9 protein-coding genes are annotated in these 12,987 nt (G+C 60.7%); 1 reads left to right on the top strand and 8 read right to left on the bottom strand.

Annotation, left to right across the window (positions count from 1 at the left end):
- Positions 1-9: 9 nt before the first annotated feature.
- From KQI84_06300 to KQI84_06275, 6 genes are all read right to left on the bottom strand, one after another.
- Positions 10-975 (bottom strand): aminoglycoside 3'-phosphotransferase/choline kinase family protein, encoded by a 966-nt coding sequence (locus tag KQI84_06300; protein ID MCB2154478.1) that lies wholly within the window; start codon positions 973-975, stop codon positions 10-12.
- Positions 976-1,577: 602 nt separating this feature from the next.
- Positions 1,578-4,331: an SUMF1/EgtB/PvdO family nonheme iron enzyme gene (locus tag KQI84_06295; protein ID MCB2154477.1), complete on the bottom strand. Its 2,754-nt coding sequence runs from the start codon at positions 4,329-4,331 to the stop codon at positions 1,578-1,580.
- 38 nt (positions 4,332-4,369) lie between these two features.
- Positions 4,370-5,845 (bottom strand): hypothetical protein, encoded by a 1,476-nt coding sequence (locus KQI84_06290; GenBank protein MCB2154476.1) that lies wholly within the window; start codon positions 5,843-5,845, stop codon positions 4,370-4,372.
- 58 nt (positions 5,846-5,903) lie between these two features.
- Positions 5,904-6,464 (bottom strand): ATP-binding protein, encoded by a 561-nt coding sequence (locus KQI84_06285; GenBank protein ID MCB2154475.1) that lies wholly within the window; start codon positions 6,462-6,464, stop codon positions 5,904-5,906.
- 102 nt (positions 6,465-6,566) lie between these two features.
- Positions 6,567-6,941: an STAS domain-containing protein gene (locus KQI84_06280; GenBank protein ID MCB2154474.1), complete on the bottom strand. Its 375-nt coding sequence runs from the start codon at positions 6,939-6,941 to the stop codon at positions 6,567-6,569.
- Between the two features lie 51 nt (positions 6,942-6,992).
- Positions 6,993-8,435 (bottom strand): SpoIIE family protein phosphatase, encoded by a 1,443-nt coding sequence (locus KQI84_06275; protein ID MCB2154473.1) that lies wholly within the window; start codon positions 8,433-8,435, stop codon positions 6,993-6,995.
- 193 nt (positions 8,436-8,628) lie between these two features.
- Between KQI84_06275 and KQI84_06270 the strand changes: the two genes are divergently transcribed.
- On the top strand, positions 8,629-10,692 hold the full coding sequence (locus KQI84_06270; GenBank protein ID MCB2154472.1) for a hypothetical protein: 2,064 nt from the start codon (positions 8,629-8,631) through the stop codon (positions 10,690-10,692).
- On the opposite strand, the gene KQI84_06265 is transcribed toward KQI84_06270, so the two are convergent.
- Together KQI84_06265 and KQI84_06260 are read right to left on the bottom strand one after the other, a co-directional pair.
- On the bottom strand, positions 10,693-11,904 hold the full coding sequence (locus KQI84_06265) for a glycosyltransferase family 4 protein (protein MCB2154471.1): 1,212 nt from the start codon (positions 11,902-11,904) through the stop codon (positions 10,693-10,695). It lies immediately after the preceding gene.
- The gene (locus KQI84_06260; GenBank protein ID MCB2154470.1) at positions 11,901-12,839 is read right to left on the bottom strand and encodes a pseudouridine-5'-phosphate glycosidase; all 939 of its coding nucleotides are present in this window, start codon (positions 12,837-12,839) and stop codon (positions 11,901-11,903) included. Before KQI84_06260 ends, KQI84_06265 begins: the two co-directional genes overlap by 4 nt.
- Positions 12,840-12,987: the final 148 nt, after the last annotated feature.

The following is a 12,987-nucleotide window of genomic DNA, read 5'->3' as shown; positions in this document are numbered from 1 at the left end:
GAGCGCGTCTCACGCAAGCCCGTACCAATCTTGCGCCCAGGACTTGAAGTCCCCCGCCGCTCCCGTTGGTGGGATCGCCGAAAGAAACCACTCCAGGTTCGTGTAACGATGCGTCAGCACGTACCGCAGCGCCGTTTCCTGGAACTCCGCGCCGAGTTGTGAGTCGGCGATTCCGTACGCGCGCAGGAATCGCCGGATCAGCGCGTGCTCTCCGTTGAACAGCAGAAACCCGAGGCCCGCGAAGTCATACATGGGATCGCCCGGCATGGCGGGCTCGAAATCGATCACGCCACGCAATTCCCAATGTTCCGCAGCGCGCTCGACGAGAATGTGCATGTCCGCCAGTTCGGTGTGGAGCAACGCGCGGCAATTCTCCTCCAGTGGCAGCGTCCGGCCGGCCAGAAACTCCGGCAACGCATCGATCCATTCCCGCGGCGCGCTGGATGCGCGGTGCCTTGCCAGGGCCGCGTCCTGGAAACGGGCCTGCATTTCTTCCCACGAGCCTCCGCCCGGCCGAGGCAGATCGTCCGCCGGCGAATCGTGCATCGCTCGGATACAACGCCCGAGGTCCTCGGCCAGGCGTTCGCGATCGGCCGCTGCAATCTCCGGCCACGCGTCGGAGAGAAGCCGGCCGGCGATGCGCTCCATCACGACGTACGGCCAACCTTCCAACTCCCCGGTCGCAATCAACCGCGGCGTCGGCACCTCGGCGCGGCCGGACAACAACTCCAACGCCTTCGACTCGACCGTGAATTCCTTTTCACAGCAGGGTGGAAACAACTTCACAACCGCGCGATCGCCGGCCCGAAACACAATCAGGCTCGACGGCGTGAGCGGAACCAACTCCTTCGCCTCGATCCCATGCCGATCACAAATCGCCCGCATCGCCGGCCGAAAATCCGTGCCCGCCGACTTCAGGGCCTCGAATTGAGGTTCGTCCCGAACCAAGGGAAGAAGGGGTGGTGAGGTTGGCATGAGAGGAGTCCTTGGATGCGCTGATTCGGTAATTCGCGATAGAAGTCGTGACCTGCCCTGCTGGGGGCAGGAGGTCAAGCCTTCGTCGCGACCCTTCAGGCCGCGGGCTTGGGTCCGTCCGGAAACCCAGGCCTGCAGCCTGGGCTAAGGAATCGCCGGCCCGTTGGGCCTGGGGATGGGTGAAAATGGCATTCACGTTGTGAGGCTTACCCCAGCGGAAATCCGGGCGGAAGGTATGGGGCGGTTGGTGAAGTTGGATTGGGGCCGAAAAACGGAACATCCCTGAGCTCCGACGCAATCACAGGCCCGTTGGGCCTGTATTTGGGTGGAATTGGCTGCCGGGTTGAGAGGCGAACCTGTCAGCGCCAACGGCGCGTTATCCCTTAGCCCAGCCCATCGGGCTGGGTTCGAGGCGCGTCCGTTATTTCGAGCCCTGAAGGGGCGACACATGATCCTGCATCGCGTCCCTTCAGGCCGCGGACCTGGGCCGATCCAGGAACCCAGGCCTGACGGCCTGGGCTAAGGAATCGCCGGCCCGTTGGGCCTGGGTGTCAGTGAAAGAAAGGATGGTTTTGTGCCCAATCAGCCCTCAGACCGCGGACTCATTTCGCTCCTTCTCCGATATCCCAGTATCCAGCGAGCCGAACTCCGATGTCCTCCCGCCTCGCTGTCGAAATGCAGCAATAGGGATATCGAAATGCGGAGCGACACAGGTGGCTCATAGACAAGAATCCATATCCGCGCAGGCATCTTGGCAGATCAAGGTCCATTGATCCCTCCTCCCAGGCTGAACCATCCGGGGGAGCACCAGTGTACGAGAAGTGAGAATGATCCTGGCACCATTCTCCGACATTCCCACTCATGTCGAATAGTCCCCATGGATTCGGCTGCTTCTGTCCGATCACATGAGCGTAGTATTCTCCTATATTGGCCCTATACCAGGCATACAAGTCTATTTGTTCGTACCTTGGGTCATCCCCCCAGTAGAATCTCGTCGTGGTTCCTGCACGGCAGGCATATTCCCATTCGGATTCCGAGGGAAGACGCACGCGGAATGTCCCCTGATTCGTTGCATCGATGTAGTCGTTGAGCCTTGCGATGAATTCCTGCGCGTCGTCCCAAGAGATGTAGGTCGCAGGTTGATTTGCATAGTGGGGGACCGCGGTTTCTTGATCGGTCCAAGGCTCGGTTCCCATCACCGTTTTCCACTGCCCCTTCGTCAGTTCGAATCTCCCCATGTAGTAGGAGTAATCTAGTGTTACTTCATGCTGTGGGGCCTCGAAGTCGGAGGTGTCCTGCTCTCCCGGATAGCGCCCCATCAGGAAGCTGCCGGAGGGGATGGGAGCAAACGTGAGAGGCACATCGCCGGGGAGCATGATTGTGGCTTCTGTTGGTGCTGAGCGAATTTCAACGCTCTCGAGGAAGAAGTATCCATCCGGATCAAGTAGCTGATGCTCCGGATCGGCCAGCATGTCAAAGGACTCGACCAGACTCTCGCCCACGCCCAAGTTCGGCGGGAAGTATACTGTGTACTGCCGGGATTCGCCCAGGGTCGGCGTGTTCAAGGCCTGCCCTGTGGGGGAAACAACCGTGTAGCGTCCCGCGCGAAAGAGCGATTCGTTCATGCGAAGTCGGAAAGATGGCGCCATCTGGGGATCTTCGTAATCACTAGCGACAGTGAAGATCCCGTAGTACATCCTGCCGGGTTCGATCAGGACGTTGTTCTCCGGGTCGAGGGAGGAGCCCCAGAAGCCGAATTGGTACTCATTCGAATCGGATGGTGAAACAGCGAGTCGCTGTCCGTCTGAATCATAAGAGAATTCCGGAGAATCAAACAGACCTGGAATGTCGAAATGCTGCCAGCCATCCGTTCCGTTCGCGAAGTCATAAACCCGTTCGACGCGGGATTGAGAAAGGCTGGAGTCCGATAGTGGGGCGATGGAAACGCGATCCAGTTTGAGTGTCGCGGTGTTCGAGTCCTCCGGATAGAAATTCAGCATATCGAAGTACAACTCGAAGATGGAACTTGTGGCGGGCGGAGAGAAATAGAGGTCGTAGTAGGAACCAATTTGCCGTGGGGAGTAGGCGCCTCCTGCATTTGATTCGACTACCAGGACGTCGGATTGCTGAGCGTTCTGCGTTGTCATGCGAATGCGGAAGGTGGGAATGACAGAGGCATCGTTCTGATCGCTCAAAACTCTACAGGATGCCTTGAAGATCGTGCTGCCATCGGCTCGGTCGACGGTGAGTCGAATGCTGCTGGAATCACGAAGGGTCGCATTTGATTCGGCAATCTCGAAGGCTGGCGATTCCCAGATGCCCACGAGGCTGGAACTCGGGACGGCTGTCATATTCAGCGTTCCCGGGTCACCGATGGTGCTTGAGAAGACAGGTGCATCGAATGGTGGCCACCCGAATGGCTTCCACCCCTCGCGGCTCCCTGTGAAATCAAACACGACGGAGGGCGGCTCCGGATCACGACTTGGAGAAGGCGTACCAGGAAAGACCACAACACGAAGGCCGATGAAGTCGGAGCGCCTGGTCTGCCAGACGACATCGTGGACGGGATTAAAGCAATCCGGGACGATATCATTCAGGTAGAGCGATTCCCAGGATGTCCCCGTACAGGAATCCGCTTCCGTGTCGCAACTGCCTCCATAGGCGTGGCAGACGCTCTCCCAATGCCCATCTGGTTCCCAGGGTGGATTCGGAGCAGTACAGACCTGATAGCGATACGTGGTCCACTCGGCCACATTGCCACTCATATCGAAGAGCCCCCAGTCGTTTGGGAGCTTGCCACCAACTGGTTGTTTCACGCCGTTCGCATTGTCCTCGAACCAGGCGTAGTTCCCTATCGCCGTGTGGCGTGGGTCATCGCCCCAGTAGTAGTCCGTAGTTGTGCCCGCTGCGTAGGCGTACTCCCACTGGTCCGGGGTTGCCAGGGCTGCACCGGCGAAGTCTTCTGGGTACTCAGCGCGCAGATAGTCACCGAGTGCCTTCGCGAAGTTCACGGCCTCGTCTTGCGTCATGTTCGTGGCCGGTTTCAGAAAGTCCGGTGACTCTGGAGCGCCAGATTCGCCGGTGGGCGTGGAGCCCATGAGAGCTTGCCATTGGCCGTTCGTGATCTCGAACTGGCTCATGTAGAAATCGCGCGTAATGCCCGTGCCTTCATCCGATCCCCGCGGCGCGCGGACAAGGATCAAGGGCAACTCGACGCCTCCGGGCAACAGGGGCGTCTTGTCCGCAGGCACAGCAGCCGTTACCGTTTGCGAGTTCGTCGCGAGGAAACCTGCAATCAGCAGCGTGCAGACGATTCGCAAAACACATTCGCTTGTTCTGAATTGTTCGATTCTCATCGCCTTCCTCCCAGTGAAAAGCGACGGCTCTCCTCCCCCTACGCCACGGGATAAATCACCGTGAAGGCGGAGCCTTGGCCGACCTGGCTGTTTACGTCGATCTCGCCGCGGGTGGATTGGATCAGCATCCGCGTGACGCTGAGGCCGAGGCCGAGGCCTTCGTGGCTGCGCGTCAGGGTGCCTTCGATCTGGTAGAATTGATCGAAGATGCGGCGGAGTTTGTCTTGCGGGATGCCTTTGCCTTTGTCGCGGATCGTGATGGCAAGGCGGTCGTCGTCGGTGGACTTGAATTCGACGCGGACGCTTTCGTCCGGCGGCGAGAATTTGACGGCGTTGTCGAGCAGGTGGAAGAAGATGCGTTCGAGCACGCGTTCATCGCACAGGATGCGCGGGACGGCACCTTCGAAGATCGGCTGGATGTCGACCATGCGATCGCGACGGCGGTATTCGAGTTTCGGGATCGTGTTGAAGAACGTCGCGAGCGGATCGATCGGCACCAGGCGCACGTCCGTCATGCCTTCGGCTTCGATCTCGGCGATCTCGATCAGGTCGTTGACCATGTTGTTCAGGTGGCCGGTGTTCTTCGCGACGCGCGTCAGCAGGCTGCGTTGGCTTTCGTTGATGTCGCCGACGCGTTGCGCCAGCACGAGTTCGACAAATCCCGTGATCGCCGTCAGCGGCGTGCGTAGTTCGTGCGACACGATGGAGAGGAAGTTGGACTTCAACTGATCGACGGTCTTCAGTTCCTGGTACGCGTTTTCAAGGTCCGTGATGAGCTCGGCGTTCTGCAGCGCGAGGGCGGCCTGGGTGGTGAACCACTCGAGGGCTTCGATGTCGGAGCGCCCGATGGTAGGGTCGCCGAGGCGGCGGTCGAGCAGCACGAGCGCGCGCAGGCCCTTGTTCGTGTGCAGCGGAACGAGGGCGAATTGCTCCGGCAGGAGTTCGGCCATTTCCTCCGGAACGCTGGCGCGATCGCTGTCGCGCCGCATGGCGAGCGGAGTGCGGCGGTTCGCGGCCAATTCAAAAAGCGTCGGCTTCTCGCCGTCCTGACTCGCCCCGCGCAGGGGATACCGGAACGTCTCCATCAGGCGCGTCTCGGGGTTATCCGGGCCGAGGCGCTGGAAGACGGTGACCCAATGGCTGCCCATTTCGAGCGTCCGCAGTTCTTCTTCGTTGGAGACGTCGCGGTCAGGCTCCTCGACCAACTGGCGGCGGCGCTGTTCGAGGAATTGGCTTTCTTCCTCGAGTTCACGGCGCAGCGTGGCGGCTTCTTTGTTGCTCTTAAAGCCAATGGCGAACTTGCCGATGATGTGTTCGCCGAGATCGTCGACTTCGAACACGAGCGCGTGGGAGTAGCCGAGCCCGAGCGGCGAAATCAGCCCGGACAGCAGGACGGAGTAGACGTCTTCGATGTGAATGGCGGAACTGAGGGCGACGCTGATGCGCGTGACCCACCGGATCTGGTTCAGAAGGTGTGCGGTATGCTGGGGCGAAGTGGTCGGTTCGGAAGCCATCGTGTCACCTTCACTGGGCGAAGCGCGGTTTGGGTTCGACGGCCAACCCGTTGTTGCTTCAAGCCTCCGCTTCGGCGGCGCGAACGTACTTGGTCATCGTCAGGACGGTTCCCTTGCCTGCGGGGAAATCGTACTTCACCTCGTCCATGAAGTTTCGAATGATCAAGCTGCCGAGTCCGCCCCTGCCCTCCTTCGCAACATACTCCTCGACGTCGTGGACGCCGTGCGGTCCGGGGTCCATGCCTTGGCCGTGGTCGATGATGCGGAAGCGAATCATCTGGTCGCCAAGGGTGATTCTCATTTTCAGAACGCAGCAGTTCTTCTGGTCGCCGTTTTCGCCATTGTCGCCGTTTGGCAATCGCGGCGCGTGAAAGTTCTCAGGCGCTTCTTCGAAATCGGGCGACAGGCCAAGGTGCTTGTAGGCATGGCGGACGACGTTTGTGCAGGCCTCGTCGACGGCCATTTCGATTTCGCCGATTTCTTCGTCTGAAAATCCAGCCTGCTCCGACATCGATGTGACGATGCACCGGAGCAGGGAAAGAACTCGAGTTTCAATTGGGCAACGAATTTCCAGGTCGACGGTGTCCGGCGCTCCACCCTGGTTGGACTTCAATTCCATCTCGGCACTCCCGGTCTGTGTTCGGGCCTCGCAACGAATCTTGATGTTCGGTCGCCAAGTCGGGGGAGGATTTCGGCGGCCGGCGCGACGAACGCGTTCGTGCTACTGCGGCGCGGCGTTCGGATTGGGGAAAGCGCCTTCGACGTCGGCTTCCTCTTCAACGATCTTGAAGATGTTTGTGAAGCCCAGGGTCCGGAAGACCCGATGCACCTTCTCGGTCGGCTTGAGCAGAACGAGATCCCCTCCATTCTTGCGCAGGCGGTGCGTCAATCCCATCAACGCGCTGATGCCTGCCGACGAGATGTAGCTGAGGTCGGACAGGTTGATCATCACCCGGGACACTCCCTCGTCCAGCAGGTTGTGGAGAGACTTCTCGAACCCCACGACCGTGTGGCTATCGAGACATCCGATAACGTCGACCTTGCGATAGTTGGTCGATCCGTCGTCGGGGTGAATCTGAAGATCGTAGTTTTTCACGATCAGCTCCTTGGGGTGATGTCTGAAGGCTGACAGCTAAGCGGACAGTCATCAAGCCGCATCATTACCGCGCCATTGCATCACGACAAGCGTAATGTCGTCATGCTGTGGAATCCCGCCGGTGAAGCGGCCGATATCCTCCATCACATTGCCAATCAACTGCTGCGGGCTTGTCCCCGCACTGCGCTGCAAGACGCTCTGGAAGCGCTTTTCGCCGTACTCTTCTCTCTGCTCATTCATTGCCTCAGGAACCCCGTCCGTGTAAAGGACGACAATTCCGGCATCCTTGGCGCTGATTTCCTCTTCTTCGGTGATCTCGAAGGCATCGCCAGTGACGAGGCCGAGAACAATCCCGTTCGGAGAGTAGAGCTTCACCGTCGAATCCTCCGGCGAAACGGTGATTGTGGGCTCATGTCCGGCGCGGGCAAAGCGGAAACTTCCGGTTGTCCTGTTCAATATGCCGTAAGTGACCGTGATGAACACGTTCTCTTTGGTGTCGCGCATAATATGCTCATTCACGCGCGATAGCACTGCCCGCGGGGACAGATCGCCAGGGGCCTCGGCGCGCAGGGTGCTGCGCAACGTAGCCATGACCAGCGCCCCGGGAATGCCTTTGCCGCTGACGTCGCCGATCACGACGCCCAGATGCTCCTCGTCGACCTCGACGAAGTCGAAGTAGTCGCCGCCGACCTCCAGAGCCGGCTGGCTGAAGCCATGGATAACGGCCTCCGGCAGTTTCGGCATCTCGCGCGGCAGCAGAAGGGCCTGGAAATCGTGTGCGATCTTCAATTCCTGCTCAAGGCGCTGCTTCTCGGCCAGTTCCTCGTACAGGCGGACGATATCGAGGGTCACGGCGGCCTGGTCGGCCAGCGCTGTGACCAGATCGCGGTCGACTTCGTTGAAAGTCTGCCCGTCTTCGCGCTTGTTGATCAGGACCAGAACGCCCAGGACGACGCCGCGGACCACGAGCGGCGCCAGGATCAGGCCCTCCAGTCGCACGATCTCGCCGGCGGACTTCGGCACGCGCTTGTCGGTCGACGCGTCCGGAATCAGGATGGCCTCGCCCGTCTGGGCAACCAGACCGATCACACCTTCGCCGACCCGGAGCTTCTCTTTCTTGACGTAGTCGGCCAGGTACTTGCGCTTGGAGATCAGCTTATCGGTGGTCGTTTCGTGCAGCGGCGGGAAAAGGCCCTGGACCACGCGCGCCTGGATGATCTTGTCATCGTCGTCATCTTTGACGAAAATCGCCCCGGCATCGGCCTTGGTGGCGTTCATGCAGAAGTCCACGACGAGCTCGAACGTCTCCTCCAGATCAACGCGCTTGGTGATGCGCTCGCCGATCTCGTTGAGGAAACTGAACACCGTATGGCGTTCGCGATCCCGGTTCTGTATCTGGTAATTGGCGAACCACAGCCGTCGCTTCAGCTTCACGATGTACGTGATGCCGGCGGCAAAGCAGAGCAAGACGACGGGAATCAGTAATGAGTCCACCGGGCTGGGTCCTATCCTCGAAAGCGCGGTATTGCGCTAGTATACCGGGCAGTTGTCAACCCGGGGCGGCAATGGAGGCAACTCGAATCGGTCCGAACGGGCCATAAGATGGTCATTAGTCATTGTCTCCGTTGCACATTCAGGCGCTTGATTGGCGCACTGGCGTTGCGATTATCGGGCCGGGAGAGCCTGCTTGTCCATAAACACACGTACAAACTCCTCGTCGGGCGCATCGGCTGCCGCAATCATCCTCGCCCTCTGGGCGTTGGGGGGATTGGTCGTCTGGTTAGTGCTGGGATGGGTGTGGACCACCGATGACCTAGGGCCGATCGTTCCCCCCGGAATCGATCCGACCTGGCCGGTCGAGCAGTTGCGTGCGGTCGGCGCCTTTCTGGCGCTGAATCTGGCGGCTTTCGGCTGGGGAGCGCTTGTGTTGAGCCTCCTGAGGGTCCCGCGCCCGGCCCCACCCATTATCCGCCTGGCGGTTGCACTAAGTATCGGACACATCGTCGTTGCCGCCCTGACTTTCTGCGCTGGAATCGTGCATCTGCTACCATGGGGACTGCTGATCCTGGCGGTAGGGTTTGTCGGCGTCGGGCTGGAATGGAAGACTCGCCGGCCCTGCAACTGCGCCCGTCCGAGCGCCTGGACCATTGCCTGGCTGGTGCTGGCGGCGATTCCATTGCTCATCTCCTTTCTGGCCGCGCTAGCCCCCGTGGTGGAAAGCGATGGACTGCGCTATCACCTGTTCGGCCCGCAGGAGTACCTGAAGGCCGGCGCGATTGTGGCGCTCCCCTATCACGCATTCACAAATCTCCCGTTTCAGACGAATATGCTGTTCATGGCCGCGATGTCGTTCGGCGGCGAGCGCGCCGCCCAGTTGATGCACTGGACGTATCTGCCGCTAATCATGATCTTCGGCGGAGCGTTGGCGGACAGGCTCTCCCGCGCGCTGGGGCGGAAATACTCGCCCGTGCCCGCGGGGGTTCTGGCGGGCCTTGCACCTGTGATGACGGTGATCGCCGGCTGGCCGTTCGTGGACCTGAGCACGGCGGCGTTCCTGCTGGCCGCAACGTGGGCGCTGTGCCCGGGCAGCCTGCGTCGACAGGATCATCGCCTCGTCGTTTCCGGGCTGTTTGCCGGTGCCGCGATTGGAACGAAACTGACGGCCATCGTTCCGGCAACGTTTCTGGGGCTGGTTGTACTGGGGATCCTTGTCACACGGCCCCGTAAGCCCTGGCGGCTGGCGCTGTTTGTTCTGCCCATCGCATTGGTCCCGTCGCCCTGGTTCGTCAAGAGCGCCGTCATCCACCATAACCCCGTCTACCCGGCCGGTTATGGTGTTTTCGGCGGCCCTGAATGGGATGCCGACACGGATGCGTTCTACAAAGCAAAGGCGGCGGAGAAGGGATTTGGAAAGGGGCCAATGGATCTGGTCCGGTCGCCGTGGGACATCACGACGGCCTGGAAGGCAACGCCAGAGCGCCCGGGCTTCGAGGATCAGAATCCTGGGCCAATGGGGCTCGCGCTGCTGCCCGCGGCACTCGTGGCACTGGGAATCGGAATCTGGCGACGGCGCACTTCCATCGCCGTGTGGTTGATTGGAACTCAACTCATCGGCGGATGGCTGTTCTGGTTCGCGACATATCAGAGTGTGCGGTTTCTGCTCGTGCCGCTGGCGCTGATTGCTGTCGCTGGCTCCGTAGCGCTGATGATTCTGGGAGATCGCTTCAGGCCTTTGATGCAGAGCCTGCTGCTGGCTCTCGGAATTTCTGCGGCCGCATGGCAGGGCACATACATTTTGGCGGTCGCACCGACGCGGCCCGCAGTGGCTGGCATTGGACTTGTCGATGAGGAAAGCTTCCTCTCCGCAGTGCTGAATTTCTACGATGCGGTCGCATGGCTGAATGTCGAAGCCGAGCCCGGTGAAAAGGTGTACTACATCGGGGAACATCGCGGGTTGTACGCGGAATACCCAGCGATCCTTTCCGATTGGTTCGACAAGCCGCGCGTGCTGGTCGACATTCGCACGACGCCGAATAACGACGCGATGCTGGCGCAGTGGCGCGAGGAAGGCGTGCGGTATGTGCTGTTCAACTTCGCCGAGCTGCGGATGTACGAGCAGGCGTACTTCCGCCCGCGGTTCACAGACGCCGAATGGACGCGCTACGAAGACCTGATCCATCGCCTGATGCAGGGCGTGGTATTCTCGCCGCGCGACAATGTCTTTGTGATCGATCTGAAAGCAGTTCAGTAGTCAGCGCATCGCCTGCACAAGTCGATCCACGATGCGCGACCAGGCGAAATGACGTTCTGCCACGCGGCGCGCGTTCTTGCCGAGAGCTTCCCGGCGCGGCGGATTCTCGATGAGTTCAATGACGCCGTCAGCGAACGCCGCGGCGGATGTTCCCGTTCCAATCCCGATTTCAAACTTGTCCATCAACGGTCCGACATCGCCGACGCGACTGGCAACTTGCGGGCGGCCGGCTGCGAGATGATCGCCAATCTTGTTCGGCCAACGGCTGCGATTGAACGCCGAGTTCCTTAGCGGCAACAGCAAGACGTCCGACGCTCCCAGGAAGACGGGAATGCGCGCAAAGGGCAAACGCCCAAGATGCCGGGTGTTGCGATCAATGCCGCGGCGGCGTAGCTCATCCTGCGGTGCACGAAACGGAGGGCCTGCGACGAGTAACTCGACCTCCGGGTGCGCGGCGAAGATGTGTTCGAGCGCATCGAGCAGGAGGCCTTCGTCCGGGAACCAGTTTGCGATGTAGCCAATGATCGTCGCATCGGAATCGAGTTCGAGTTGCTTTCGGCATTCATCGCGCGGCAGAGGCTTGATGTTCTCCAAGTCCGCTCCACTGACCATCAGGTGAATGTGCGCGCGTGGAACGCCGAGCTTCTGTGCGCGCCGGGCAAGATCGGTACTGATCACCGTCAGCAAATCGCAACCGCGCACGGCGGCTCGTTCAAGCGCCGCGTCGAGAATTTCCACACGATCGGAGATCCGATCGCGACGCGTCTCCGCCGGACCGCGCAGGTCGCGATTCAGAGCAAACAGTCCCGGCCCACCCCACAAGTCGCACCAGTCGGCAATCCAGTACGCCCCCCACAGCAGACGTGCCAGCCGAGCAGGGAACTGATCGATGGGCTTGTGCGAGAAGCAATACACCAGGTCGACGCGATGCGTCAGAACCCAAAGCAGTCGCCAGATCAATCCCAATGGCGACCACCCGCCGTCCGGGCCGTGGACGAAACTCCAACTCGGCGTTTCGAAAGTGCGAATGCCCTGGCGACGCCCAACACGAGGACGGTACCAGCCGTCCCCGGTCGTGATGAATGAAACGCGATGGCCCCGGTCGGCCAAACACCGCGCAATCTTCCACGCACGGAAGTACGTCCCCCGTTCGCGCAGGTTGTGATTCAGAATCAGAGTGCGTGTGCCGCGACCGAAGGTCCTGCGTTTCACGCCTCGGCGGCCTTCCGTTGATTCGAGAGTTCGACCGCGATTCCCGCGGCGATTCGGCAGTTGTTCCGGATCAGCGCCAGGTTAGCCCGCAGGCTGTCTCCTTCGGTCAGTTCCTTGACGCGCTGGAGAACGAATGGCGTGACGCCGCGGCCGTGGATCTCTTCTTTTTTCGCATCATCGACGGCGCGAGCGACGATCTTGTTCATCAAGTCTGCCGGGATGGCGTCTTCCTCCGGCGGATTCGCGACGACCATCATTGACGAGCCAATCCCGAGCATCCGATGTGTCAGGTAGGCCTGGACAATGTCGCCGAACTCGTCGAAGCGCCCGTCGACGGGGATGTCCTGTCCGGGCGAGTAGAATAGCGGGAACCAGTCCGTTTTGTATCCAACGACCGGAACGCCGCGCGTTTCAAGCTGTTCGCGGGTGGCAGCCACATCCAGAATGCTCTTCGCGCCGGCGGAAACCAGAACGATGTCAGTGCGCGTCAGAGCCGTCAGGTCGGAGGAAATGTCCATCGTTTGCTCGAAGCCGCGATGCACTCCGCCGATCCCGCCGGTGGCCGCCACAGACAGCCCAGCCAGGGCCGCGGCGTGGATGGTGGTGCTGACGCTGGTGGCGCCGTAGCCACCGCGAGACAGCGCCGTACCCAGATTGCTCAAGTTCGTTTTGACGACTTCATCCGCGTTGGCGAGGCGCCCGATCTCAGCGTCCTCGAGGCCCACGATCAGCTTGCCGCGGATGATGCCGATCGTTGCCGGCGTCGCACCAGCTTCGCGGACGATCTCCTCGCATCCGCGGGCCGTTTCCAGGTTTGCCGGCCGCGGCAACCCGTGCGTAATGATGGTGGACTCTAACGCCACGACGGGGTCGCCTGCATCCAGGGCCTCCTGCACGTGGGGTCTGACTTCCAGAATGTCTTTCAGATCGATCATGATTACGTTCCGAACCACGAGGAATCGACGGCCGCCCGCCGTCCGCACCGCCCGGGGCATCCACCCACAGCTTCTGCGAAGTGTCATTGTGCGAAGCCCCGCACCGCGGCGCAAACCAAATGGCAGGGAGACGACTGTTTGGCGGTGG

The organism is bacterium (assembly GCA_020444065.1).
Lineage (GTDB): Bacteria > Sumerlaeota > Sumerlaeia > SLMS01 > JAHLLQ01 > JAHLLQ01.
Note: the sequence above shows the minus strand (reverse complement) of the source record. Positions and strands in the feature narration are given on the sequence as shown.